The 26,243-nt window shown below is 57.6% G+C and carries 24 protein-coding genes; 13 read left to right on the top strand and 11 right to left on the bottom strand.

The window, feature by feature from the left end; translation table 11 throughout:
* Positions 1-24 precede the first annotated feature (24 nt).
* Entirely contained in the window at positions 25-783 is a 759-nt protein-coding gene (gene dsbG / locus LA04_RS22945; RefSeq protein ID WP_047653343.1) for a thiol:disulfide interchange protein DsbG, read from the top strand.
* 41 nt (positions 784-824) lie between these two features.
* On the opposite strand, the gene LA04_RS22940 is transcribed toward dsbG, so the two are convergent.
* From LA04_RS22940 to LA04_RS22930, 3 genes are all read right to left on the bottom strand, one after another.
* Positions 825-2,117: a glycoside hydrolase family 10 protein gene (locus tag LA04_RS22940; RefSeq protein WP_047653342.1), complete on the bottom strand. Its 1,293-nt coding sequence runs from the start codon at positions 2,115-2,117 to the stop codon at positions 825-827.
* Positions 2,118-2,124: 7 nt separating this feature from the next.
* Entirely contained in the window at positions 2,125-2,412 is a 288-nt protein-coding gene (locus LA04_RS22935; protein ID WP_047653341.1) for a VF530 family DNA-binding protein, read from the bottom strand.
* A 309-nt stretch (positions 2,413-2,721) separates the two neighbouring features.
* On the bottom strand, positions 2,722-4,206 hold the full coding sequence (locus tag LA04_RS22930) for a UbiD family decarboxylase (RefSeq protein ID WP_047653340.1): 1,485 nt from the start codon (positions 4,204-4,206) through the stop codon (positions 2,722-2,724).
* A 110-nt stretch (positions 4,207-4,316) separates the two neighbouring features.
* Between LA04_RS22930 and LA04_RS22925 the strand changes: the two genes are divergently transcribed.
* The gene (locus tag LA04_RS22925) at positions 4,317-5,201 is read left to right on the top strand and encodes a LysR substrate-binding domain-containing protein (RefSeq protein ID WP_033145589.1); all 885 of its coding nucleotides are present in this window, start codon (positions 4,317-4,319) and stop codon (positions 5,199-5,201) included.
* On the opposite strand, the gene LA04_RS22920 is transcribed toward LA04_RS22925, so the two are convergent.
* From LA04_RS22920 to LA04_RS22905, 4 genes are all read right to left on the bottom strand, one after another.
* Positions 5,192-6,103, bottom strand: a complete 912-nt coding sequence (locus LA04_RS22920) for a LysR family transcriptional regulator (RefSeq protein ID WP_047653339.1) — start codon at positions 6,101-6,103, stop codon at positions 5,192-5,194. The genes LA04_RS22925 and LA04_RS22920 overlap by 10 nt on opposite strands.
* A gap of 1 nt (position 6,104) precedes the next feature.
* Positions 6,105-7,091: an MBL fold metallo-hydrolase gene (locus LA04_RS22915; RefSeq protein ID WP_047653338.1), complete on the bottom strand. Its 987-nt coding sequence runs from the start codon at positions 7,089-7,091 to the stop codon at positions 6,105-6,107.
* Between the two features lie 141 nt (positions 7,092-7,232).
* The gene (locus LA04_RS22910) at positions 7,233-7,982 is read right to left on the bottom strand and encodes a 5'-nucleotidase, lipoprotein e(P4) family (RefSeq protein ID WP_442854773.1); all 750 of its coding nucleotides are present in this window, start codon (positions 7,980-7,982) and stop codon (positions 7,233-7,235) included.
* 86 nt (positions 7,983-8,068) lie between these two features.
* Positions 8,069-8,596 carry a GNAT family N-acetyltransferase gene (locus LA04_RS22905; protein ID WP_047653336.1) on the bottom strand — a complete coding sequence of 176 codons (528 nt, stop codon included), beginning with the start codon at positions 8,594-8,596 and terminating at the stop codon, positions 8,069-8,071.
* A 132-nt stretch (positions 8,597-8,728) separates the two neighbouring features.
* Here LA04_RS22905 and treZ point away from each other — a divergent pair, with 132 nt between their 5' ends.
* Genes treZ through glgX form a run of 3 tightly spaced genes read left to right on the top strand, consistent with a single transcriptional unit; the run spans position 8,729 to position 15,072 of the window.
* Positions 8,729-10,516, top strand: a complete 1,788-nt coding sequence (gene treZ, locus LA04_RS22900) for a malto-oligosyltrehalose trehalohydrolase (protein WP_047653335.1) — start codon at positions 8,729-8,731, stop codon at positions 10,514-10,516.
* On the top strand, positions 10,513-12,981 hold the full coding sequence (treY, locus tag LA04_RS22895) for a malto-oligosyltrehalose synthase (protein ID WP_047653334.1): 2,469 nt from the start codon (positions 10,513-10,515) through the stop codon (positions 12,979-12,981). Before treZ ends, treY begins: the two co-directional genes overlap by 4 nt.
* Positions 12,982-12,996: 15 nt before the next feature.
* The gene (glgX, locus tag LA04_RS22890) at positions 12,997-15,072 is read left to right on the top strand and encodes a glycogen debranching protein GlgX (protein ID WP_047653333.1); all 2,076 of its coding nucleotides are present in this window, start codon (positions 12,997-12,999) and stop codon (positions 15,070-15,072) included.
* A 2-nt stretch (positions 15,073-15,074) separates the two neighbouring features.
* Here the strand turns inward: glgX and LA04_RS22885 are convergent, their stop codons facing one another.
* Positions 15,075-15,620 (bottom strand): winged helix DNA-binding protein, encoded by a 546-nt coding sequence (locus tag LA04_RS22885; protein ID WP_047653332.1) that lies wholly within the window; start codon positions 15,618-15,620, stop codon positions 15,075-15,077.
* Between the two features lie 200 nt (positions 15,621-15,820).
* Here LA04_RS22885 and LA04_RS22880 point away from each other — a divergent pair, with 200 nt between their 5' ends.
* From LA04_RS22880 to LA04_RS22855, 6 genes are all read left to right on the top strand, one after another.
* Positions 15,821-16,543 (top strand): DUF969 domain-containing protein, encoded by a 723-nt coding sequence (locus LA04_RS22880; protein ID WP_047653331.1) that lies wholly within the window; start codon positions 15,821-15,823, stop codon positions 16,541-16,543.
* Positions 16,540-17,526: a DUF979 domain-containing protein gene (locus LA04_RS22875; RefSeq protein ID WP_047653330.1), complete on the top strand. Its 987-nt coding sequence runs from the start codon at positions 16,540-16,542 to the stop codon at positions 17,524-17,526. The genes LA04_RS22880 and LA04_RS22875 overlap by 4 nt, the downstream gene beginning before the upstream one ends.
* Before the next feature lie 9 nt (positions 17,527-17,535).
* Positions 17,536-18,531 carry a DUF2891 domain-containing protein gene (locus LA04_RS22870; protein WP_047653329.1) on the top strand — a complete coding sequence of 332 codons (996 nt, stop codon included), beginning with the start codon at positions 17,536-17,538 and terminating at the stop codon, positions 18,529-18,531.
* 226 nt (positions 18,532-18,757) lie between these two features.
* Complete coding sequence (locus tag LA04_RS22865; protein ID WP_047653328.1) at positions 18,758-19,150, top strand: polymorphic toxin type 44 domain-containing protein; 393 nt, start codon at positions 18,758-18,760, stop codon at positions 19,148-19,150.
* The gene (locus LA04_RS22860; RefSeq protein ID WP_047653327.1) at positions 19,128-19,562 is read left to right on the top strand and encodes a hypothetical protein; all 435 of its coding nucleotides are present in this window, start codon (positions 19,128-19,130) and stop codon (positions 19,560-19,562) included. The genes LA04_RS22865 and LA04_RS22860 overlap by 23 nt, the downstream gene beginning before the upstream one ends.
* Before the next feature lie 21 nt (positions 19,563-19,583).
* A complete protein-coding gene (locus LA04_RS22855) occupies positions 19,584-20,069 on the top strand; it encodes an Hcp family type VI secretion system effector (protein ID WP_047653326.1) in 486 nt (161 codons plus the stop codon).
* A 39-nt stretch (positions 20,070-20,108) separates the two neighbouring features.
* Here the strand turns inward: LA04_RS22855 and LA04_RS22850 are convergent, their stop codons facing one another.
* Complete coding sequence (locus tag LA04_RS22850) at positions 20,109-21,512, bottom strand: MFS transporter (RefSeq protein ID WP_047653325.1); 1,404 nt, start codon at positions 21,510-21,512, stop codon at positions 20,109-20,111.
* Positions 21,513-21,629: 117 nt separating this feature from the next.
* Here LA04_RS22850 and LA04_RS22845 point away from each other — a divergent pair, with 117 nt between their 5' ends.
* Positions 21,630-22,535, top strand: a complete 906-nt coding sequence (locus LA04_RS22845; protein WP_047653324.1) for a LysR family transcriptional regulator — start codon at positions 21,630-21,632, stop codon at positions 22,533-22,535.
* A gap of 4 nt (positions 22,536-22,539) precedes the next feature.
* Here LA04_RS22845 and LA04_RS22840 read toward each other — a convergent pair whose 3' ends face one another.
* Together LA04_RS22840 and LA04_RS22835 are read right to left on the bottom strand one after the other, a co-directional pair.
* Positions 22,540-23,994 (bottom strand): Cu(+)/Ag(+) sensor histidine kinase, encoded by a 1,455-nt coding sequence (locus LA04_RS22840; protein WP_047653323.1) that lies wholly within the window; start codon positions 23,992-23,994, stop codon positions 22,540-22,542.
* Positions 23,984-24,667: a copper/silver response regulator transcription factor gene (locus LA04_RS22835; RefSeq protein WP_029741284.1), complete on the bottom strand. Its 684-nt coding sequence runs from the start codon at positions 24,665-24,667 to the stop codon at positions 23,984-23,986. Before LA04_RS22835 ends, LA04_RS22840 begins: the two co-directional genes overlap by 11 nt.
* Positions 24,668-24,829: 162 nt before the next feature.
* On the opposite strand from LA04_RS22835, the gene LA04_RS22830 reads away from it, so the two are divergent.
* Positions 24,830-26,215, top strand: coding sequence for an efflux transporter outer membrane subunit (locus LA04_RS22830; RefSeq protein ID WP_047653322.1), 1,386 nt, complete (start codon positions 24,830-24,832; stop codon positions 26,213-26,215).
* Positions 26,216-26,243 lie beyond the last annotated feature (28 nt).

Raw genomic sequence — 26,243 nt, 5'->3', positions numbered from 1 at the left:
GCCCCCGATAAAACGGAGAGGGAAATGAAAAAAATACTGTTACTTTCGGCGCTGGCGACGTCAGGGCTGGTACAGGCGGCTGAAGGCATACCGGACGTGGTGAAGCACTTCAGCGAGCAGCAGAACATTAAAGTCATCAAGAAGCTGGATGCGCCCGGCGGCGCGCCCGCCTGGCTTGGGCAGTACCAGGATATGGGCGTTACGCTGTTTTTAACGCCCGACGGCAAGCACGTGATCTCGGGTTATCTTTATGATGACAAAGGGAAGAACCTCAGCGAGGGCTATTTCCAGAAAGAGATCTACGCCCCGATGGGCCGCGAGATGTGGAAGAACCTCAACGCGGCGCATCCCCTGAAGGAAGGGGCGGATAGCGCTCCGCGTAAGGTCTTTGTTTTCGCCGATCCGTTCTGTCCGTACTGCAAGCAGTTTTGGGCCGAAGCGCAGCCGTGGGTGAAGGCGGGCAAGGTGCAGCTCAACACGCTGCTGGTGGCGTTTCTCAACCCCAACAGCGGGCGTAACGCTTCGGCGATTCTGAATGCGAAGGATCCGGTTTCGGCCTGGCGCGAATACGAGCTCTCCGGTGGCAAAAAACTGCCCAAGCCAGAGGGCGAGGCTTCCCGTGAAACGGTAGCGATCCTGCAGAAGCACCAGACGCTGATGGACAGCCTGGGCGCTAACGCCACGCCGGCCATTTACTATCTGAATGCGGAAAATGAGCTGCAGCAGGTGGTCGGTATGCCGGATGCGCAGCAGCTTGAGGCGATGTTTGGGCCGAAGCCGTAAAAAAAACAGGCAGAAACAGGGCGTTTCTGCCTGATAGTGATTTAGCTTCCCCAGCGTCCTTTCAGGTAGTTAACCGCCTGCTGCGTCTGCGGCTGGTTCAGGTAATCTTCCCGGAACAGGATGGTGCCGTTCACGTTGGGCAGCGAATCGTTGAGATCGAGCTGCTTTTTCAGCTCCGGCACGCCGCCCTGAACCGTCCAGTCCGGCTCGTTTCTCGACGGCTCGCCTACCTTATAGAACGCAATGCCGATATAGAGGCGCGTGTGGGTCGGCTTCACGACGTCGGCCCACCATCTGGTCAGCACGTCGTAGCGCGCGGCATCCCGGGAGAAGGGCCAGTAAATCTGCGGCGCGATGTAGTCCAGCAGGCCCTGCTGCACCCACTGCCGCGTATCGGCGTAGGATTCATCGTAGGCCGCGGCGCCGCGGGTGTCCGAGCCTGCCGGGTCAAAGGAGCGGTTACGCCATACGCCCGCCGGGCTGACGCCAAACTCAACGTCGGGCTTGGTCTGTTTAATCGCGCGGGACACCTGGACGATCAGCTGCTGCGTGTTGTGTCTTCGCCAGTCTGCCTTTGAGGCAAATCCCTGGCCGTACTGCCGCCAGGTCTGCGAATCATTCAGCGCGGACCCCGGCGATTCGGCGTAAAAGTAATCATCAAACTGCACGCCGTCTACCGGGTAGTTCTCCACCACTTCGGTCACCACTTTGGTGATCCAGTCGCGCACTTCCGGAATACCGGGGTCGAGAACAAAACGGTCGCCTGAGATGCGCACCCACTCCGGATGCTGAACATAGACGCTGGACGGGGTCTGATAGGCGGTCCGGTTCAGGGCGGCGATGGTGGACGGCTTCGTGTTGGTCGACACGCGGTACGGGTTGAACCAGGCATGGACCTTCATGCCGCGCTTGTGCGCTTCATCCAGCATAAACTGCAGCGGATCGTATCCCGGATATTCGCCGATGTTGCCCGTCAGCATATCCGACCACGGTAAAATTTTTGATGACCAGAGGGCCGTGCTGTCCGGCTTCACCTGGAAAAACACCGTATTAATGCCGAGGTGCTTAAGGTTGTCTAGCTTGCTTGTCAGCGCCTGCTTTTGCATCGCGATGCGCTGGTCAGCGCTGCGGCCATTCACCGAGGCAACCGGCGGCCAGTCGAGACGAGAGACGGTCGCCAGCCAGATCCCGCGCATCGGCTCGTTTGCCTGCTGCGTCGGTTTGCTCGCGGTGGGGAGAGGGGTAACCAATGATTTGGGTGGTTTTGAGGAGCAACTCACAAGTAAAAGCGCGCAGGCAGCCAGCGCACCAATCCGTTTTACGTGTCGCGTCATTTGCGTATTAGCTCTTGATAATCCGACTGTTGGCCCAGGGATTAAAGGCGGGCTCCGCCTGTACTGTGCTTACCTCATCGTTGAGGGAGTCCAGATACAGGGCTTCCACTTCCGCGCGCGCCCACGGGGTGCGGCGCAGAAATTTCAGGCTCGATTTAACGCTGGGATCTTTTCTGAAACAGTTAATTTTGATGCGGTCACCCAGCTCGCTCCAGCCATATTTTGCCACCAGGGCGTTGACCATCATCTCCAGCGTTACGCCATGCAAAGGATCGTTAGAAATGTGTGCAGTCATAGATGTCCGGATGTCTCAATGTTTGTGGGGGCAGGGTTAACGGAGAAAGGGTACAAGAAAGTGGGGGAAGCGGCAACGACTGGACGGCTGACGGCATTTTAGATGAAAAAGTTTACAAAAGCATTGGCAGGTATGCATGCGCCAGATTAAGACTTGCCGGGTCATGCGTCGAAATAAGTCCGGGCAAGGCGTTTAAAATGCGAAAATTTTATAAGTGCATTGTGACTTCCGAAAAATCCACCCTATCATGAAACGCTAGAATACCTGCCAGGATAACGATAAAGGCCACCCTAACGTGGCCTTTAGTGATCAGTTTCCGCCAAACAGCTCCGGCGCCCATGGACGCGGGTCTACCTCCATAAACGGCGCGCGCTCGAAGCGGTCCTTCAGCGCCCACGGCACCGTGCAGTCGAAGATCGTCTTGCAGGAAATGCCGTTGCCGCGAATCGAGGTGCTGTAATCCGGCGACTGGGACGGATCCAGCTGGTGACCTCGGATCCCCGGAATATTGGTGATGCTGACATCGCCCTGCATGCGCGTCGTCATCGCCCACAGGATGTCGTCGCTGTCGAAAATATCCACGTCTTCGTCGACAAGAATAATGTTTTTCAGCTCCGAATAGGTGGCTAAGGCGATGAGCGCCGCCTGGCCCTGGCGTCCTTCGTCTGACGGCTGGCGTTTTTTCACCTGCAATATCCCGAGGAACTTACCGCCGCCCGCGGTATGGGCATAGACGTTTTGCAGGAAGCCCGGAATCGCCTCTTCAACGGCATTGCGGATGCTGGCCTCCGTCGGCAATCCGGCCAGCGTGGTATGTTCTTCCCCCGGTCCCACCAGCGTCTGCAGGATCGCGTGGTTTCGCATGGTCACGGCTTTCACTTTGATCACCGGCAGGGAGGGATTCGCCTCGCCGCAGTAGCCCGGGAACTCCGGCATCGCGTGGCCGGTATTGGTGTGCTGATCTTCTCTTACGCGCACGCCCGGCAGCAGTTCGCCCTCGATGATGATTTCCGCCCGCGCGATCGCTTTCTCTTTTACCGCTACGCCCTGTACCAGCTCGACCGGCTGCTGGCGCAGCGCCCCGGCGACGCCCAGCTCGTTGTAGCCAAACGGCGTGGTGGGCGCCTCAAAGCACGCGCCGATATAGATGGCGGGGTCGAGACCCATGTTGATTGTCACCGGCAGCGGTTTTCCGGCATCTTCCGCCTTTTTACGAAACACTTCGATATGGCGTCCGGCGGCAAGGAACATGGAAAGCTCGTCGCGCTCCTGCACGCAGAGGCGGTGAATGGTGACATCCGTCAGCGAGCTGTCTTCCGGATCGCTTGCCAGCACCAGTCCCAGACAGAAGAATGGGCCCGCATCAATCGGCGTGTTGGTCGGGGCCGGAAGCAGCTTGCGCAGATCGAAGTCAGGGTCGTCTGCGTAGAAAACCTGTTCCTGGCAGGGCGCCTGCGAGGCCGGAACGACAACCGGCGCAACCGGCTTTTTCACCGCCTGGCCGACGTGTTTTGCCAGCTCGGAGGGCTCGCAGCCCAGAAGCAGCGCCGCGCGCTCGCGGCTGGCGTGCATGCCCACCAGAATGCGGGAGCCCGGATAGCCCTTGACGCTGTTGAACATCATGGCCGGGCCCGTGCGGGTCGGGCGTTTTACCGTGCCGCCCGCGCCGATATGACGGTAGACCCCCGCCAGCTCCGCGTTGGGATCGACCGGATAATCGGTTTCAAGATACTGCCCTTCATGGCGCTGAAGCAGGGCGATGGCGCTGCGGAGATCGTTAATCTTGTTTTCCATATTTTCCTCCCTCGTTTGAATACCTCCATTTTTATGGCAATGACCAATAGCATCAATTGCATCATTACTGTTAAATTGATAAGTAAATTCTTATCAAAAGGAGGCGTTCCGTGCAGTTTCGTCAGATGCGCCACTTCATCGTCGTGGCCGAAGAGCTCCACATGCACCGGGCCGCCGAGCGTCTGAACATGGCGCAACCGGCACTGAGCCAGCAGATAAAGGCGCTGGAAGAACGTTTAGGCGTCACGCTTTTCAGCCGGGCGAACCGCCGCTTAACCCTGACGCCCGCGGGTGAAGCGTTTCTGGTGAAAGCCAGGCTCGCCATTTCCCTGACCGAGCAGGCGGTTCTCGACGCCAGGCAAACGGCACGGGGCGAGCAGGGGGTATTAAACCTGGGGTGCGTGTCTAGCGCGATGTTCGACGGCAGGCTGCCCGCCGCGCTGCGACAGATGCACACGCGCTGGCCGGCCATTACCATGTCGCTGGTGACGGGAAACGTGCAGACGCTCTACGCGGCCGTGCAGAGCAACCAGCTCGATGTGGCTATTATCCGGGCGCCGCTGCCGTCGCTGCCTGACGATCTGCAAAGCCGCCCCTTCACGTCAGAGAAAACGGTACTTGCGCTGTATCGTCAGCATCCGCTGGCGGGGTCGTCCGCGCTGACGCTTTCGTCAGTGAAGGACGAAAAATGGATCTCCCTGCGCGACCCGGAGGGAATGGGGCTGGAACAGTACTTTTATGACGCCTGCAGCGGAGCGGGCTTTCAGCCGGACGTGGTGCAAAACGCTACCGACGTGCCCACGGTGATAAGCCTGGTCTCGGCGGGGTTTGGGCTGGCGCTGCTGCCCGCGTCGGCAAAGGCGGTGAGCGTCGAGAATGTGGTTTACGTGGACATCCTTGACCGGCTCCGTGAAAGCGAGCTGACGCTGGTTTGCCACCGGATTATCCGATCAGAAGTGCTTAAAAAATTCCTGATTACCCTCGATCACACCTGACGTCCGGCGGCCCGCAGCAGCTGCTCGCGCAGCCAGGCATTTGCCGGATCCTGGCTGTTTTTCGGGTGCCAGTACATGTAGATGGTAATCGGCTGGAGCGGCAGCGGCGGCGGAAAAATATCCAGCGTGGAGGCGAACTGTCTCAGCATCCGCTCCGGCAGAGTGCACACCAGGTCGGTACCGGCGACAAGCGCAGGCGCCACGGCGTAGCTCTGCGTGGACATAGCGACGTGCCGCTGATAGCCCAGCCCGGCCAGGGTTTGATCGACAAATCCGGTAAACGGATCTCCCGCCGATGACACCACCAGATGAGAAAGCGCGCAGTAGCTTTCCAGGTCTAACGCTCCGCTCCCGCGCGGATGGCCTTTGCGCTGGGCGGTGGCAAACGCGTCGTCGAGCAGTTTGCGTCTCACCCAGCCGTCATGGGCGCCCGCGCTTACGCCGATGTAGATATCCACATCCCCGTTTTCCAGCTGCTGCGGCAATTCGGACATCTGTGGCAGGGCGAAGCGCAGACGAATACCGGGAGCTTCGGTACCCACCTGGTTAAGCAGCCCAGAGCCCAGCATCAGCGCCGGGTTTTCGTGCAGGGCGATGACAAAGGTTCGGGGGCTGGTCTGGGCATCAAACGTGGTGGGAGAAAACATCGCGCTGATGCCGCGCAGCACGCTCTCCACCTGCGGCTTAAGCGCTTCCGCTCTCGGCGTGGGCAATACCCCACGTCCATGTGGGGAGGGAATAAACAGCGGTTCGCCAAACAGCGTTCGCAGACGCGCGAGACGGGCGGAAAGCGCGGGCTGGCTGATGCCCAGCCGCGCGGCCGCATGGGTGATATTCCTGTCCTGAAGCAGGGCGTCCAGGGTCAGGATAAGGTCGATGTCCATGTCAGAGAGGGGCGTCATTTTATTTCGCGCTGCTGGCGTCCCGGTTGGTATAGGTGACAGGGACCCAGGCATAGCCGCCGTTTTCGCCTTTGGTGACGTAGCCGATACCCGGGAACGGCAGATGGGGCGCGGCGACCAGGTCTTTATTTTTCACAAAGTCCGCAAACGCATGCTCGCGCACGCTTGCCGCTTTGTTCTGATCTTCATCGTAGGTAATGGTCACGTCAGGCTGCGGGAACTGTACCGCCGCGGCATGAATGATGTCGCCGACAAAGGTGATCTTCTCGCCTTTGCTCGTCAGGGTGTAGAAGGCTGAACCCGGCGTATGGCCGGGATGAACCGTGCCGGTCAGCCCCGGGAGAATCTCAGATGTTCCGCTAAACGGCACCACTTTACCGGCGTCAAGATAGGGTTTTAAGGTCTTCTGCGCGACGTCAAAGTAGTTCTTGCCGTAGCCGGTTTTTTTCTGATTCTCGTCGTTAAAGAAAAAGTCGACGTCCGGTTTGCCAACGAAAACGCGCGCGTTGCTGAACACCACCTTGCCGTCTTTCACCAGGCCGCCCGCGTGATCGGAGTGGGCGTGGGTCAGCAGGACTTCAGTAATGTCCTCGGGTTTAATTCCCTGGGTGGCAAGGCTCTCAATCAGACGTCCGCCGTTGCCGGGGCCAAAGAGCTGGCCTGAGCCGGTATCCACCAGTATTTTATGTCCGGGCATCGCAATCAGGAACGCGTTAATGGATACCTCGGGCGGGTTGGTCTGGAAATTTTTCGCGAGCAGCGCATCGATTTTTTGCGGCGTTGTCCGGCGCAGCAGCTTGTGCAGATCCTGCGCGACGGTCCCGTCCGTAAACGAGGTAACCAGGACGTCGCCGACCTGAACGCTGTACCCGCCCGCCGGTTGTTTAACGACGTGCTGAGGCGTCTCTGCCGCCGCCTGCAGCGCAGGGTAGAAAAGCAGTGAACTGGAAATCAGCGTAGAAAGAGCAAGTTTTTTCACGGTAAGCATACGAGTCTCCTTTGAAAGCGCTCATCTTACTTCTTCGTAAAATTATAAGAACCTGCCCAGAAATGATAGGACCTATAAACGCAGTGGATAGCACAGCGAAGAGGCCGGGTGGCGATGCTGCCTTTCCCGGCCCGTAACACGTTATTTTTTCAGCGGTGCGTTCCAGCCGTCCGGCGTGGCTTTCGACCAGGAGCCATAAGCGGCATTTGGCAGCACAATCCAGTCGTTTCCGAAGTGTTCCGCGCTGGCCTCAACCAACTCGCGCTGCTGTTCGCTCGGCTTTTTGTTTTTAAACTGCACGGCGAAATCCGGAAGGCTGTCGCCAAACAGCATCACGATCTGCTGCTTTTTGAGGATGCTCTGGCGACGCTCTTCCTTGCTGACCGTGTCCAGAAGCACGCTTTCATCGGACACCTGCGGAAGTCCCAGGGCTTTTAACGTCCTGAGCGTATCGGCTTTATTTTCCTGCATGCGATCCGAGACGTAATAGATACGGACGTTGCTCTGATTCACATGGTCAAGAAACGCCTTCGCGCCCGGAATTAAGCCGGGTTTTCCCTGTTTTTCCCAGTCGCTCCAGGTGTCCCATTTTGTATAGTCGTGACACTGCTCGGTGTCGCGCACCAGCAGAGGGGTGTTATCCAGCACCGTTTCGTCGAGGTCCATCACCACGGCGTAATTTTCAGGCGTTTTTAGCTCTTTTAACTTCTCGTTGAAACGCTCTGTGGCAAACCGATACGTCTGCAGCTGAAGGGCCATGATCTCTGCCGATTTCTGCTGATAGCGCAGCGCCATTTCGTACGCTTTGGGTTCACACAGCTCGCCCCCGGCGGCCGTCGCCGCTGCCGTTGCACTCAAAACAGGTAATGCCAGCAGTAATGCCTTAGCCATTGAATTCACACTTCTTTCCTCAACACCGTGGTTAAAATCCCGAAAGCGTAATGAAATTCAATGACAGAAATATGAAGGCCGCGCCCTTAGACCAGCATGTAATACCAGAACAGGGCGACCTCGTCTTTTTCCGGCAAGGCGTTGTAGAGATAACGATCGTATCCGCCCAGGGTAAAGCCGTAGTTGCGGTAAAACAGACAGGCAGAGACGTTCACATTTTGTGTTTCAAGCCGTAGTCCCGGCGCGTTTACGCTGCGGGCCCACACGTGCGCGGCGGCCATTAATTTTTGCGCGGCGCCGGTTCTGCGTTTTGTACGCTCAACGGCAATATAATCCACCGAGATAAACTTATTCCAGCCGATTGACGCGGTAATAAATCCCGCAATTTCCCCGTCGTCCGTTTCGGCGACAAGAAATATGGCGTCCGGATTAACGCAGTGGTTTTCAAGGGTTTGGATATCGAGCTCGTAGGTTTTAATCCAGGGCTCGGCGACGGCTTCGATATGCAAATCACAGTGGATAAAGGGCTCTCGCGCAACGTGGCTTATGGTGAAAGAAAAGTCACAGCATTCAAGGCGTGTGAGGTCGGTACTGAGTCCTTTACGAATCTGCATAGTATTCCCGGTAGTGAGTTTTTTAATAAAGAATAGACGAAGCGGTTAAATCCGCTGGGCTCACGCACTTTTAATCCTGAACTAAGCTTGTACTTCGTTCCGCGTAAAATGTGGGTCATTCGAGGACAATGAATGGAATTCAGGACATTTCAAAAGCAGTGGGGTGCTGAGTTTATTTCCGATGACGTTGTACGTTTTCGCGTCTGGGCAGAAGGACAGAAAGAACTTACGCTACGTCTGGCCGCCGCCGACGTGCCGATGACGGCAACGGGCGACGGCTGGTTTCAGGCTGACGTCACCGGCGTCACGCACGGTGCAGAATATCAGTTTGTTCTGCAGGACGGCATGACGGTACCCGACCCGGCGTCGCGCGCGCAAAAGGGCGACGTTAACGGTCCCTCCATCGTTATCGATCCCCAACGCTATCAGCCGGTCAACCGGGACTGGGCAGGGCGGCCGTGGGAAGACACGGTTATCTACGAGCTGCACATCGGCACGTTTACCCCGGAGGGCACCTTCCGGGCCGCCATCGACAAGCTGCCATATCTGGCGGAGCTCGGTATTACCCAGCTTGAAGTCATGCCCGTCTCCCAGTTTGGCGGAACCCGCGGCTGGGGGTATGACGGCGTGCTGCTGTACGCCCCGCACTCTGCCTACGGCACGCCGGAGGATTTCCACGCGTTTATCGACGCCGCGCACGGGCTGGGGCTCTCCGTGGTGCTGGATATCGTGCTTAACCACTTCGGCCCGGAGGGGAACTATCTGCCTCTGCTGTCGCCCGCGTTTTTTGATGCGCAGCGGATGACGCCGTGGGGCAACGGCATCGCCTACGAGCGCGAGCCGGTGAGGCAGTACATCACCGATGCGCCCCTCTACTGGCTGACGGAATACCGTCTGGACGGCCTGCGCTTCGATGCCATCGACCAGATTAAAGACGGCTCGGACACGCACATTCTTGTGGAGATAGCAGAAAAGATCCGCGAGGCAATCCCGCACCGTCACGTTCACCTGACCACGGAAGACAGCCGCAACGTGATTTTCCTGCATCCGCGCGATGAGCAGGGCAACGCGCCGCAGTTCACCGCCGAGTGGAATGACGACTTCCACAACGCTGCCCACGTGTTTGCCACCGGCGAGACCCACGCGTATTACCAGGATTTTGCCTTTGAGCCGGAGAAAAAGTTCGCCCGGGCGCTGGCAGAAGGCTTTGTCTACCAGGGCGAGATTTCGCTGCAAACCGGCGAGTCTCGCGGAGTGGAGTGCCAGACGCAGCCGCCGCAGTTCTTCGTCGATTTTATTCAGAACCACGATCAGACCGGGAACCGCGCCCAGGGCGAGCGGCTGATCGCCCTGGCGGGATCCGACAAGACGCGGGTGCTGCTTGCCGCGCTGCTGCTTTCCCCCCATATCCCGCTGCTGTTTATGGGCGAGGAGTTTGGGGAAACGCATCCGTTCCTGTTCTTCACCGATTTTCACGGCGATCTGGCAAAGGCGGTGCGGGAAGGGCGCGCGAAAGAGTTTACCGGCCATGCAGGGCACGATGAAACCGTCCCGGATCCGAATGACGTGAACACCTTCATCCGTTCAAAACTCGACTGGAATAAGATTGCCACCGACGAAGGCAAAACGTGGCTGCGCTTCACGCGCCACCTGCTGACGCTGCGTCATCGCCATATCGTTCCGCTTCTGCGTCATGGCGGCGCCGTTGAGGGCAAGGTAATCAAGACCGCGCCCGGCATGGTGGCGGTGAGCTGGCATTTCCCGTCGGGCACGCTCTCTCTGGCGCTGAATATCGGCAATAAGCCCGTCTCGATGCCCGATCTCGCGGGTGAGACGCGCTTTGCCTGGCCGGAAGTCACTGACGTTTTACCGCCGAACGGTATTGTCGTTCGCTTTGCTGATGGAGAAGCATCGTTATGATCCCTTCCGCCACGTACCGTATTCAGTTCCGTAATGGCATGACCTTCGACCGCGTTGCGGCGCTGGTGCCTTACCTGAAAGATCTCGGCATCAGCCATCTCTACGCGTCGCCCGTATTTACCGCCACAGCGGGTTCCACCCACGGCTATGACGTGACCAACCCGAATGAAATTGACCCCGCGATCGGCGGACGAGACGGTTTCGACCGCATGGCGGCAGCGCTTAAGCAGGCCGGCATGGGGCTGATTCTGGATATTGTCCCGAACCATATGTCCACCTCGCTGGAAAACGCCTGGTGGCGGGACGTGATTGAATACGGCCAGCAGAGCCGCTATTTCCGCTATTTCGATATCGACGGGTCGCGCCCGCTAACGCTGCCGTTCCTCGGCGACACCTTTGAGGCCGAGCTGGAGAAAGGCGCGATTGACATTGTGCGTGACACTGTCACTGGAAAGCCCTCTCTGGTCTATTACGACACGGCGTATCCGCTCAACCCCGGCACGTACAGCGAGGAGAAAAGCATTGCTGAACTGCATGAAGCGCAAAGCTGGCGCCTGATGTCCTGGCGGGAGGCGCCGAAGCAGCTCTCGTGGCGGCGCTTCTTCGAGATCATCGGCCTGGTCGGCGTTCGGGTTGAAGACGACGCGGTCTTCGACGATACGCATCGGCTGATCCTTGAGCTGGTCCACGCAGGCGTGGTAGATGGTCTGCGCATTGACCACGTCGACGGCCTGGCCGATCCGCTGGGCTATCTGCAGCGCCTGCGGGAGAAAACCGGGCCCGACTGCTACATCACGGTTGAAAAAATCCTCGCGAAGGGGGAACAGCTCCCCGCCGACTGGCCGGTATCCGGCACCACCGGCTACGAGTTTATCGCCTCGCTGGCGGAAGTGCTGGTCGATGACGATAACCTGTCGCGCCTGGAGACCATCCACGACGAAACGCTGGGAATAACGGTCGATCGCCATGCGGAACTGCGCGATGCCAAAGGCCTGATGACCGATCGCAATTTCGAGGGTGAATTCACCACGCTGCTAAACCTTGCTGAGGATCTGGCCCGCCGCAATGAGGTTGCGCTGCCGCGCGAGGAGATCCGCCACGCGCTGCGCGAGCTGCTTATTGCCTTTCCGGTCTACCGCACCTACGGCACCCGGGAGGGATTAACCCCGTCTGACGTGGCGCTGCTTAACCGCGTGGTCGCCAGCGTGGAGACGTCTGAAGCGGCGCTGAGTCTGATTGTGCACATTCTTACCGGCGACCTGCCGGAAGATTGCCGCGAGTCCGCCGCGCTGTTCAGAACCCGCTTCCAGCAGCTTACCGGGCCGCTGATGGCAAAGTCCGTTGAAGACACGCTGTTCTTTCGCCACAACCTGGAGCTGGCGCTCAATGAAGTGGGCGCCGACCCGACGCCGCGCGCGTTTTCATTATCCCGCTTCCACCAGGATATGCGCATTCGTCTCGCCCGACAGCCCGACGCGCTGCTGGGCACCTCCACGCACGATACCAAGCGCGGGGAAGACGCCCGGGCGCGTCTCTATACCCTGACGGAAGCCCCGGAACTATGGGGTGACAACCTGGCCCGCTGGCGACAGATGAACCAGACCCAGGTGCGTTTTCTCAATGACGGTACCGCGCCGAACGCCGCCGATACGTGGATGATCTATCAGGCGCTGGCGGGCGTCTGGCCCGCCACGCTGTCTCCGGACGACGCCGACGGGCTGAAATCGCTGGAAGAACGTTTCCTCGGCTTCCTCGAGAAAGCGCTGCGGGAGGCAAAACAGCGCACCGACTGGATCGACAGCAACGAGAGCTATGAGAGCGTGGTGCTGAGCTACGCGCGGCACCTGCTTTCCCCGGACAACGCCCTGTTCCTGCAGGATTTTAGCGAGGCGATGCAGCTTTTTATCCGGGCCGGGCTGATGAACAGCCTCAGCCAGACGGTAATCAAGCTGACGGCGCCTGGCGTGCCGGACATCTATCAGGGCAGCGAGGCGCTTAACTTTAGCCTCGTCGACCCGGATAACCGACGGGAGCCGGATTTCAACGCGCTGGTGCAGAACCTCAGCGCGGCGGATGCCTCGGTGTTTGACAACCCGGCCTGCTGGCGAGACGGGCGCGTTAAGCAGTTCGTCACCGCCACGCTGCTGCGGCTTCGACCGCATTACGACGCGCTATTCCGCTACGGCGACTGGCTGCCGCTTAAGGTCTCCGGCGAGCGCGAGGAGAATCTGATTGTCTATGCGCGCGTTAAGGACGAGGAGGCGCTGATTGTCGCCGTGCCGCGTCTGGTTTTTGATGTCACCGATAATCATCAGCTGTGGGTCAATACCACGGTAGCGATACCCGACGAACTGGTCGGGAAGCGCTATCGGGACCTGTTCAGCGGTGAGAGCCGCATTCTGCAAGAGACGCTGGATTTAACGTCAGAAAAGGGATGTGTACTGGTTCTGCTTACCTGCGAATAATCGTGGAGAACGAAAATGGCAAAGGATACTACGTTTGAAATTCGGGCCGGTCATGGCCAGCAGTTGGGGGCGAATTATGATGGGAAAGGGGTTAACTTCGCGCTGTTCTCCGCTCACGCCGAGCGGGTAGAGCTCTGTCTTTTTGACCCGTCCGGGAAAACGGAAATCGCCCGGCTGGAGCTGCCGGAATATACCCATGAGGTCTGGCACGGCTATGTGCCGGACCTGAAGCCCGGCGCGCTGTACGGCTATCGCGTCTACGGACCCTACGATCCTGAAAACGGTCACCGCTTCAACCCGCATAAGCTGCTTATCGACCCGTACGCGCGTGAACTGGTGGGTGATATCGACTGGAACGACGCCCATTTCGGCTATGAGCTTGGGCATGATGAACTGGATCTCAGTTTTGATACGCGCGACAGCGCGCCGTTCACGCCCAAATGCAAGGTTATCGATCCGGACGCCTTCGACTGGCAGGACAACAACCGGCCGGAGGTGCCATGGCCGCATACCGTCGTCTATGAGAGCCACGTGAAGGGCTTTACCCAGATGAACCCGGCTATTCCGCCCGAGCTGCGCGGCACGTTTGAGGGGATGGGACACAAAGCCTCGGTCGATTACATCAAGAGTCTTGGCATCACCTCGGTTGAGCTGCTGCCGGTTCACTGGTTCCCGGACGACCAGCATCTGCTCGACCGGGGCCTGAAAAATTTCTGGGGATATAACACGCTGGGCTTTTTTGCCCCGGCGTCGCGGTATTACGGCCCGGCGGGGATCCAGGGCTTCCGCGACATGGTGCGCGCGTATCACGATGCGGGCATCGAGGTGATTCTGGACGTGGTGTACAACCACACGGCGGAGGGGAATGAGCTTGGCCCCACGCTCTCGTTTAAGGGGATTGATAACTACAGCTATTACCGCACCCTGCCGGACCAGCACCGGTACTACATCAACGACACCGGGACGGGAAACACGGTCAATACTTCGCACCCGCGCGTGCTGCAGATGGTGATGGATTCGCTGCGCTACTGGGCGGAATCGATGCATATTGACGGTTTTCGTTTCGACCTGGGGACGATACTGGGCCGCGAGCCGGAAGGGTTTGACCCGCGCGGCGGTTTCTTCGACGCCATATCGCAGGATCCGGTGTTATCGAGACTTAAGCTGATTGGTGAACCCTGGGACATCGGTCCCGGCGGGTATCAGGTCGGCGGTTTCCCGCCGGGCTGGGGTGAGTGGAACGACAAATACCGTGATACCGTACGCGAGTACTGGAAGGGTGATAACGTCTCCAACGACTTTGCCGCACGCCTGCTGGGCTCCGGGGATCTGTACGACCTGCGCGGACGTCGTCCGTGGGCCAGCGTCAACTTCATCACCGCTCACGACGGCTTTACGCTGAATGACCTGGTGTCGTACAACGAAAAGCACAACGCCGACAACGGCGAGGACAATAACGACGGGCATAATGACAATCGCTCGTACAACTATGGCGAAGAAGGGCCGACGGATAACCCGGATATTATCGCCACCCGGGAGCGGCAGAAGCGTAATTTCCTGACCACGCTGCTGTTTTCCCACGGCACGCCGATGCTGTTGGCGGGGGACGAGTTTGGCCGCACGCAGAAGGGCAACAATAACGGCTACTGTCAGGACAGCGAGATCTCGTGGATCGACTGGAAGGGGCTTTCCGAAAACGACGCCGCGCTGCGCGAGTTCACCCGACGGCTCATCGCCCTTCGCGCGCAACAGCCGCTGCTGCGCCGTGAAAGCTGGCGCGACGGGCTGGAGATCCGCTGGTTTAATGCCGGAGGCGGCCCGCAGCAGGCCGAACAGTGGGATGAAGGTTCGACGCTCGGCGTCTCCATCAGCAGGCCGGATCTGCGGCAGGAGGACGGCATCTGGCACGACGTGCTGATGCTGTTCAACCCGTTTGAAGGGACCGTGCCGTTCCAGATCCCGCAGTTTGGCGAAGGGGGATGGGTGCTGGAGCTCTCCACGGCGGATGACGCTGCCGCAGGGACCGCGATCACCGAAACCGTAGAGTACGAGCTGGCCGGACGGAGTATTACCCTCTTCAGACGTCCTTAGCGTTAGAGTGATGCCGCCGCGCGGGCGGCGGTGTCATACAGGGAGGAGATCGTGCGTAACAGCTGCGCGGTTTCTCCAATCGACTTCCCGGCAATGCCGCTCTCCGCGTGGATCGCAATCAGACACGCTTCCCGCACGTCCCGGTACTTCATGCACAACGCTTTCCCTTCCTCGGTGGTATAGAAAAAGAGCTCTTTGCCCGCTTTCTCACTCGTCACGTAGCCCGCTTTAACCAGCTTTTTAAGGGCGTAGGTCACCACGTGGGTATCTTCCACGTTGAGGACGAAGCAGATATCGGCCAGCTTTTTCTTGCGGTCGCGGTGGTTCACGTGATGCAGCAGCGAAACGTCAAAGGCGCCCATATCGGGCTCACCGGCTGCGGTCATGCAGCGCACCATCCATTTGTTGAACGCGTTGCTGGTCATGATCAGCGCATATTCCAGCTCTGACAGTTCCGCGCAGCGCTCGGACACCAGATGGCGGGAAGAGACGATCCGGCCATCGTTGATATCGTCGCGATCGGGTGAAGCACTCTTTTTCGAGTTCATAACGTTCCTTAGCCAGAAATGTAAACTCATCGATAAAATAAGAACATTTTATTGATAATTTGTTTACATGTTTTTGAGGTTCAGATATAGCTTTTTAGCGCAGGTTTTGTGAAGCCTGCCAACAAAACACAACATCGCTCGCCGCAAATTAAAAAAATAGCCGCCGGCGCGCAACGCTCACTTTCGATAGGGTAAACGTTATGGACGGTACTACGCTGCTGCCGCTGATCGGGATACCGATCGTGGTTATTGGTTTTGCACTACGCTTCAACCCGCTGCTGGTGGTCGTGGTGGCGGGGCTGGCAACGGGTCTGCTGGTCGGGATGGATTTCGGGATGCTGCTGGAGACCTTTGGCGAAAAGTTCGTGAATAGTCGCTCGCTGGCAACCTTCATTCTGATCCTGCCGGTGATTGGTCTGCTGGAATACTACGGGCTGAAGGAGCGCGCCCAGGCCTGGGTGGCGAAGATCGCCAGCGCCACCTCGGCGCGAATTCTGATGCTCTATTTTGTCGCGCGTGAAGGTACCGCCGCGCTGGGGCTGATGTCGCTGGGCGGTCATGCCCAGACGGTGCGTCCGCTGCTGGCGCCGATGGCCGAAGGGGCGGCGCTGAACGAATACGGCGAGCTGCCGCAGCACATCCGCGACAAAATCAAAGCCCATGCCGCCGCGTGCGACAACATCGCGGTCTTCTTTGGCGAAGATATCTTTATTGCCTTTGGCGCGGTGCTGCTGATCGACGCGTTCCTGAAAGAGAACGGTATTCCGGGCATTGAACCGCTGCATATCGGCCTGTGGGCCATTCCAACCGCCATTGCGGCATTAATTATTCATATGACGCGCCTGCTGCGTCTGGATGCCAGCATCCGTCGCGACGTCATGGCCTGGCGCGCGGAGCAGGGCACGCAGGGGGCCGCGCAATGATGACGCTTATCACCATTAACCGCGTGTACTACCTGATCGGCTTTGTCGTGATGCTGCTGGTTGTGATGACCCTGCGCGATCGCGCCAATCCGAAGCGTTTTACCACCGCGCTGTTCTGGTTTTTATTCGGCGGGATCTTCCTGTTCGGCGACCTTATGGTGCAGGAGCTGGGGAAATCGCTGGCGTACCGGATAATCGGCGGGGGCGTCATCGCTATCGCGCTGCTGGCGGGCTTTGGTCTGGTCGGAAAAGGGCACTATAAAATGTCGACCGAAGACGAACGTCTCGCGTCGTCAAACCGCCTTAAAAACTGGCTGTTCCTGCCCGCGCTGATGATCCCGGTGGTGACGGTTATCGGGACGCTGTTTCTGAAGGGCGTGTCGATTGGCGGCGTGTTCCTGCTCGATCAGAAACAGCTCACCCTGGCGGCGCTTTGCGTGGCCTGCGTCGCGGCGATCCTCACCGGCTGGTGGCTCACCAAAGGCACGCCGCTGCACGCCATTCGTCAGTCTCGCCGTCTTGTCGATACTATTGGCTGGGCGGTGATCCTGCCGCAGATGCTCGCCATGCTCGGCGGCGTGTTCGTGGCGGCCAACACCGGTGATTCGGTGCAGAAGGTGGTGAGCCTGTTCGTTAACCCGGATAACCGCTTTATGCTGGTGGTGATTTACTGCGTGGGGATGGCGCTGTTTACCATGATTATGGGCAACGCCTTTGCGGCCTTCCCGGTGCTGAGTGCCGGCATCGCGTTACCGTTTCTGATCAATGTGCATCACGGCAACCCGGCGCCGCTGCTGGCGATTGGCATGTACGCGGGCTACTGCGGCACGCTGATGACGCCGATGGCAGCGAACTTCAATATCGTTCCCGCCGCGCTGCTGGAGCTCAAAGACAAATATCAGGTGATCAAGATTCAGATCCCGACCGCGTTAACCCTGCTGGTGGTGAACGTGTTCCTCATGTATTTCCTCGTGTTTCGCTAAGGAGCTGTTATGGAATTAACGCAACATCAGGCTGACGCGTTTGCCCGCATGCCTTTAACCTATTTGCGCCAGGAATACCCGAACCACATTATGCACCTGCTTAATGATGATGGCGACGTTCTGCCGCCGCGCGAGCTGCACCCCATTTTCTACGGCTGTTTTGACTGGCATTCTGCGGTGCACGGCTACTGGCTGCTGCTGCGCTGCGTGCGCCTCTATCCGGAACTGCCGAGCCGTGACGCGATCGTCGCGCTTGTCGACGAGCACCTGACGGAAGAGAACGTGGCGAAGGAGTTGGCCTATTTCACCGCGCCTTTCCGCGCCTCGTTTGAGCGCCCGTATGGCTACGGCTGGCTGCTGGCGCTGGCCCAGGAGCTAAAGCAGTCGTCGCTGCCGCAGGCTGCGGTCTGGTACCGGACGCTGGAGCCGCTCACCCAGGATATTCGCGACAGGCTGGTGGATTATCTCGGCAAGCTCACCTATCCGATCCGCGTCGGAACGCACTACAACACGGCGTTTGCCCTGGCGCTGGGGCTGGACTACGCCCGAGCTGTAGAAGATAGCGCGCTTGAGCAGGCGATTGTCACGGCGGCGGAGCGGTTTTATCTCGCCGACACGCGCTATCCTGCGCACTACGAACCGGGCGGCGATGAGTATATTTCCGGGGCGCTGACCGAGGCGCTGCTGATGAGCAAGGTGTTAAAAGACTTCCCGGCCTGGTTTGACGCGTTTCTGCCGGATGTCGGCTCCGTTGCGGCACTGATGAATCCGGCGGAAGTGAGCGATCGTACCGACCCGAAAATTGCCCATCTCGACGGGTTAAACCTCAGCCGCGCCTGGTGCATGAAGCATATTGCCCGCGCGCTTCCCGCAGACCATCCTGGGCAGCAGGCGCTGCGTGAGTCTGTGGCGAAACACCTGACGGCAAGCGTCGAGCATGTGGTCGGCAGCCACTATAGCGGCGGGCACTGGCTGGCTAGCTTTGCGCTGCTGGCGCTGGAGTAAACAAACGCGCCATCTTTCTTGCCGGGTGGCGCTGCTCTTACCCGGACTACATTGTGCAACGCTTACCTGCGGGCGTGCAGGGCGCAGCCTAAATTTCTTTGATTTTTAATGCGATTAATACCTTAGTCGAATATTTTTCCGTCATTTCTCTGGAAACAGATATCTTTTTTACCATCGCAAAAGTGTACGATACGCGCCATATACCCATAGTAGATGGAAGGTTAATGTGGCTGTCATACCTTTGTTACCTAAAGAAGGAGTCGCACTTGTGTTGGCAAACATGAGGATTGCAAGAGCGCATGGTATGAGTAGAAACATGGCTATCCCTACGACCTATCTTTGGTTTTATCAAAAAGTAAGAAATAAGGGGCCGTGGGATTACAAGCAAGGACACCCGGAGTTAGCAAATTTTGGGAACTTCAATTATGGTTCGGCTGGCTATGCTGCCGGGATACCATCAGAAACGTTATTGATGGGTGCTGGATGGGCGCAGGAAAGAGCTAAAACCTCCAAAAAGAAATGGGGGCACTGGTATCAAAAACCGCCTTATGGGGATGATCCTCACGATCAGTTTTGGATAAGGCAAGGTATAGAATATGCAAAGAAATACGGTTATTAAACGGCTCCATTGCTTACTCACAACGATTCTATTGCTCGTTGTTTGTGGGTTTCTGACATATCAATACTATTTTAATGCACCTCCTCAAGATAGTTTTGTCAGCAAACAGAAACTCTCTGATACCGTCACACTGTACATAACTAAGTATGATGATGGAGGCGCTACGGTGTCGGATGTTTACCGCTTCTATTTAGAAAAAGACAACAGCGGGAACATTATGAAAGCCCTTGAAGATCGATCACCATTCCTTGAAGCCAACACAAGCAATGTTACTGCTTCAGCTTATGGAAACACGGTAAATGTAAAAATCACCGGCAAGATTTATTCATTCACTAATTCTGATCTGTTCTATGCAGATGGTGTAGCGATCATGCCTGTAATTAACCTCATAGCCAATGGAATAAGAGATTAATTAACATAAGGAGTTATAGAAATGGCTGTACCAGTACACCTCTTTTTGAAAGACGATGGCGGAGCAATGATCCGTGGCGGTTCTGATGTTGCAGACCGTGAAGGAAGTATAGAGCTCAGAGATCTGATTCATAACCTGAGCATTCCAACAGATGATGCAACGGGTAAACTTACAGGTACAAGGCAACACTCAGCTTTCAGTCTAACAAAAGCAATTGATTCATCTTCACCCTATCTATACAAAGCAGTGGCTACAGGTCAGACGCTTCATAGTGCTGAATTAAAGTTCTACCACATCAATGATGCTGGTCAGGAAGTGGAATACTTCAATATCCTTATGGAAGGGGTGAAGGTCATTTCAATAACTCCAATAATGCATGATACAAGAGATTGTCCCGGTACAGGTCACATGGAAAATGTATCTTTGCGATATGCAAAAATCACATGGAAAATTCTGGACGGAAATATTCAGTACACTGATGCGTGGAACGAACGCCCTACAGCGTAGGCATTATAAATAAGCAGCGCCGAAAGACGCTGCAACAGTTTACGCTGACGCCCGAACCGCAGGGCGCAGCCGGCTCAGGCTGAATAACACCGAAGCCATTGAGGCGATGACGCCTATCCACAGCGCAACATGGACGGCATGTTGAGGGTCCGATCCTGCCTCTGCGGCCATCAGAACCCCTACCACGGCCGCCCCCAGACACTGCCCAAACGTCCTGACGATAGACAACACGCCGGAGGCATAGCTGGCATATTCCCGCGCCACGTTAGAGAGCATCTCCCGGTTATTGGGGCTCTGGAAGCAGCCAAACCCAATCCCGCAAACCAGACTGCGCAGGCAGATATTCCATGCGGAAGGGCTGTCCGGCAACGTCGCCAGCAGGACCAGCCCACCGACAAAAATCATCAGCCCGATTGTCGAGATCAGCGGCGCGGAAATCGTATCTGCCCAGCGCCCCGCGTGCGGCGCGATCAGCACGATGCCAATCGGCCACGGGGTGAACAGCAGCGCGGAGACCACCGGGCTGTAGCCATACACGCTCTGAAACAGGAACGGTAGCGCGACAAAGGTGATGCCCTGACTGACAAACGAGGCCAGCGAGGTCAGCGCGGCGAGGGTAAAGCGCCCGTTTTTGAAGATAACAGGCGGCAGTATGGGATTTTTTGCCCGCCGAATCCGCCAGATAAAGGCGAAGGCGCTGACCAGCGTGAGAACACCCCAGCATACGGCCGCCGGGCTAATCGGGCGCGTCACGCTCTGAAGGCTGTCGGCCAGCATGATCGCCGAACCTAACAGGACGGCGGAGAGCACGGCGCCCGGCGCGTCAAAGGTTGAGCGGTCAACGGCCGATTCCCGCGGCAGGGCCCGCCATGCCAGCAGCAGGGCGATGCTGCCCGGGACAATGTTAATGGCGAACAGCCACTGCCAGCTCAACATGTCCAGTATGGTTCCGCCGAGTACCGGGGCAATAGCCGTGCTGGAGGCGATAAGCAGGGCGTGCAGCCCCAGAATGCGGCCCAGAAGCCGACCCGGAAAAACGGATCGCAGGATCGCCGGAGCGATACTCAGGGTCGCCGCGCCGCCGATGCCCTGCAGAATTCGCATCCCGGTTAACATTTCCGGCGTTGTTGCCAGCGCGCAGCCGAGCGAGGTGAGCGTAAAGGTAGCAAGCCCAACAAGAAACACCGGGCGATAGCCCACGCGCGCCGCCAGCGCCGCGAAGATGGCTAGCGTCATTGCCGCTGACAGCAGGTAACCGTTGGCGAACCAGACCGCAACGTTCGCGGGAACCTGCATCGCCCTTGCCATGGAGGGCAGCGCGATGTTGATCATGGTGCCGTCAAAGACGCCCATCAGCGTGGTGGTCATGACGGCGGCCATCACCCGGGCGCGTTCATGACCGGGTAAGCCTTCATCGCCGGGCAGGTTTGAAAATAGCGTCATCGTCGTTACTCCGGATAAGAATCGTGATGACGAAACTATAATCATGCGGTATACAGGGCGGAAGACGCAGCATTTGCACTTAATCATTGCACGTAACGCCACATCTGAGGAGCCACCGTGTCCGATCCTGATTTTAACCTTCTGGTTGCGCTCGACGTTCTGCTGGCAGAAGCCAGCGTGGCGGGCGCGGCGCGACGTTTGAACCTCAGCACCTCCGCCATGAGCCGCACCCTGAGCAGGCTGCGGGAGGTGACCGGCGATCCTATTCTCGTGCGGGCCGGCCGTCATATGGTGCTGACGCCCTGGGCCGAAGCCACGCGGGACCGCGCCAGAAGCGCCGTACATGAGGCGAGGGCGGTGCTGCAGCCCTCCACCGACACGCTGAAGGTGGAAAATCTCGAACGGCTGTTCACCATCCGGGCCAACGACGGTTTTGTGGTGGCGTTTGGTCCAATGCTAATTGCTGCGGTGGCGAGCGTTGCGCCCGGGGTATGCATCCGCTTCTCACCGAAACCGGAAAAAACGTCACGCTACTTGCGGGAGGGGCTTGTCGATCTGGAGATCGGCGTGCAGAACAATATGGGGCCTGAAATACGGCTGCAAAGGCTCTTTCAGGACCGGTTTGTTGGCGCGGTGCGCAAGGGACATCCGCTGTCATTTCAGCCTGATGTCAGCCTTGACGATTATGTCGCGTGGGGCCATGTGGTGGCCTCTCCGAACGGAGCCTTACATGGGGCTGTCGATGACGCGCTGGCGGAACGGGGGATGAAACGCAAGATCGCCAGCGTAGTGCCCGGATTTCCGACGGCATTATCCGTGGCGCTGGCGTCCGATTTGATTGCCATGGTGCCGGCGCTGTACCTGCTCAATCAGCCGATGAACGAGCATGTACACGTCTTTGAGCTGCCGTTTAAAACCCGGACCATTACGGTGTCGCAGATGTGGCATCCGCGCATGGAAAGGGATCCGGGGCATCGCTGGCTCAGGGAAAAGGTACTGGAAGTGTGTCGGACCGTGTGCTGACGCCTCAGGCCACTTTTCCCGGCACGGAGAGGATGAAGCGCGTCGATACCGCATCCGACTCCACGCGGACTTTTCCGTGGTGCGCCGTGACGATGGACTTCACGATGGCAAGCCCGATCCCGCTGCCTTCACCTTTGCGCTGTCTGGACGGATCGACGCGATAAAACCGGTCAAATAGCTTCGACAGATGCTCTTGCGGGATCGGCGTACCGGGATTTTCTATCATCAGCTCAACGTCGTCATCCCGTTCTCTGATGGAGACCGTCACCGCTTTCCCGGCTGGCGTATAGCGCAGGGCGTTGGAGAGCAGATTATTTACTGCTCTTCTGAACATCTGCGGATCGCCTTCTATCAGGCAGGGCATCCCGTTAAATTTCAGCGTAACGTTGCGTTCTTCCGCCCAGGCTTCGAAGAAATCGAAGACTTTTATGACCTCCGCACTTAAATCAAACATCACCCGGTCAGGGATGAGCTGATTATTATCCGCCTGCGCCAGGAAAAGCATGTCGCTGACCATGCGGGTCATCCGGTTGTACTCTTCAAGGCTGGAGTACAGAACATCTTCCAGCTCTTTCTGGGAGCGGTTCTGGCTCAGCGCGATTTCCGTTTGCGTCACCAGGTTGGTGATGGGGGTTCTGATTTCGTGCGCGATGTCAGCGGAAAAGTTCGCCTGGCGGGTAAAGACATCTTCAATCTTTTCGATCATCTGGTTGAAGGAGATGACCAGCTGTTCCAGCTCAACGGGCACGCGAGACGGCTCCAGACGGGCATCCAGGTTTTCTGAAGTGATATTTTTAATGGCGTTGCTGACGTTACGCAGGGGCAAATGGCCCTGACGAACCGCGATGCGAATGACAAGAATAATCAGCAGGCTGATCGCCGCGGCAATCATCAGGAGATTCCTTTTCAGCGCCTCAAGGTAGTGCAGATGAAAATTAATCGAGAGCCCGATAAGCATCACGTAACCCTGCGTTTTGCCCTGCAGCGTCGCCGTGCCTGAAGAGGCGATAATCCGGTACGTTTCCATTTTCATATCGGACCCGGCGTGCATGTTTTCGGCAGGGTCTTCAACCGTCCAGAGAAACACATCCTGCGCGCGGCGGTGTTCGCTAAAGCCTGCCGCGTTCATTGCAGGGCGCAGTGCCGCCCCTTGCGCCGAGCTGAACAGGGTATTTCCCTGCGGATCCAGGAGCAGGACGGCCACGTTGCGGTAGCTGGCGATCGACTCTTTGATTTTACTGATTTTCTTTTGGTCAGGATCGACCGGAGACTGCAGGATGCGGTGCATCGCGGTGCTGATCTGCTCAAGGTCGCTGATATCCTGCTCGGCAAAGTGCTTCTCAACGGAGTGCAGCATGAACCAGGTAAAGGCGAAGAAGGCCAGAATGGTGGAGAGGCTGATAAAAAAGGTCAGCCGCAGGGCAAGCGAAAAAGGGCGCCCGGGAAGCTTAACGCGCATCCGGCACCTCCAGCATATAGCCCACGCCGCGCACCGTCTGGATCAGCTTCGGTTCAAAATCGTTATCGATTTTCGCCCGAAGCCGCTTTACCGCCACGTCAATCGCGTTTGTGTCGCTGTCAAAATTCATGTCCCACACCTGGGAGGCAATCAGGGACCGGGGAAGCACCTCTCCCTGATGACGCATGAAAAACTCCAGCAGGCTGAACTCTTTGCTGGTTAACGAGATGCGGCTTCCAGCCCGGCTTACCTTTCTCGACACGAGGTCAACCGTCAGATCTGCCACCTGAAGCTGGCTTTCCGCAATCACCGTATTACCGCGCCTTAACAGCGTCCTTACCCTGGCGAGCAGTTCGGCAAAAGCGAATGGCTTAATCAGATAGTCATCCGCGCCCAGCTCAAGCCCTTTAACCCGGTGTTCAATCGTGCCGAGAGCCGTGAGTAACAGGATGGGCATCCCTTTTCCCGCAGAGCGGAGCATGCGGACAATGTCCCAGCCGTTCACGTCGGGCAGCATGATATCCAGAATCAGCAGATCGTATTCCGCGGTCATGGCGAGATGGTAGCCGTTCAGGCCATTATCCGCGTGGTCCACCACAAACCCCGCTTCAGTCAGCCCCTTACTCAGGTACTCACCGGTTTTCATTTCGTCTTCGACGATCAGTATTTTCATCGTGCTCCCCTGACTGGCTGCTGAAGACATTCTAGTGAGCGTACCGCCGTTAACAATGACTTACGCTAAAAATGACAACATTGTCATTATCCTGTCACCCGTCAAACAGGATGCGTTGCGTAGAGTAGCCATAAAACTACTCTGGACTTTATTTGAACCGTTATGTTCCTGTTAAAACGACTAAGCATCAGTACGGTATTTATTCTGGCAGGCTGCGTCTCGCTGGCCCCGGAGTACCAGCGGCCGGAAGCACCTGTCCCCCGGCAGTTTTCGCTCTCCCGAAACGGCCTGACGCCCGCGGCGGCGGGGTATCAGGACACCGGCTGGCGCAACTTCTTCGTCGACCCTCAGGTTGCCGGGCTGATTACGGAGGCCCTGAAGAACAATCGCGATCTAAAAATGGCCGCTCTGAAGGTTGAGGAAGCCCGGGCGCAGTTCAACGTGACGGATGCGGATCGCTATCCTCAGCTGAATGCCTCCTCGGGCATCACGTACAGCGGCGGGCTGAAAAGTGACAAACCCACCGCGCAGCAGTACGACGCGGGCCTTGCGCTTAGCTATGAACTCGATTTCTTCGGCAAGCTGAAGAACATGAGCGAGGCCGACCGACAAAACTTTTTCGCCAGCGAAGAGGCCCGTCGCGCGGTGCATATCCTGCTCGTCTCTAACGTTTCCCAGAGCTATTTCAACCAGCAGCTGGCGTACAAACAGCTGCGCATCGCGCGGGATACGCTGAACAATTACCGGCAGTCCTATGCGTTCGTTGAGCAGCAACTGGTGACGGGCAGTACGAACGTCCTGGCGCTGGAACAGGCCCGGGGACAGATCGAAAGCACGCGGGCAGAGATTGCCAAAAGAGAGGGGGAGCTGGCGCAGGCCAATAACTCTCTGCAGCTGGTCCTCGGCACGTATCGCGCGCTGCCGGGTGACGGCGGCATGAACGCCAGCGACGTTGCGCCGGTAAAGCTGCCTCCTCATCTTTCCTCCGCGATACTGCTACAGCGCCCGGATATTATGGAGGCGGAGTATCAGCTTAAAGCGGCCGATGCGAATATCGGTGCGGCGCGCGCCGCCTTTTTCCCGTCAATATCACTCACCAGCGGGCTTTCAACCGGCAGCACGGAGTTGTCCAGCCTGTTCACGTCAGGGAGCGGGATGTGGAACTTTATTCCTAAAATTGAAATTCCCATTTTTAATGCGGGCAGAAATAAGGCCAACCTGAAGCTGGCCGAAATTCGCCAGCAGCAGTCGGTGGTTAATTACGAACAAAAAATTCAGTCCGCCTTCAAACAGGTTGCCGACGCGCTCGCGCTGCGGGACAGCATTAACCAGCAGCTTGCTGCACAGCAGCGGTATCTGGATTCGCTCCGCATCACGCTTCAACGTGCCAGAGGGTTATATTCCAGCGGCGCTGTCAGCTATATCGAAGTGCTTGACGCGGAGCGTTCTCTTTTCTCTACCCAGCAAAATATTCTCGACCTTATTTATGCCCGACAGGTTAACGAAATTAACCTCTTCACCGCGCTCGGCGGCGGTTGGGTCGAATAATCTTACTTAATTAAACAGGAAAATAACC

The sequence above is a fragment of the Enterobacter sp. UCD-UG_FMILLET genome (assembly GCF_000762975.1).
GTDB lineage: Bacteria > Pseudomonadota > Gammaproteobacteria > Enterobacterales > Enterobacteriaceae > Enterobacter > Enterobacter dykesii.
The sequence above is the reverse complement of the archived record's forward strand: the minus strand, read 5'-3'. Positions and strand labels throughout refer to the sequence as shown.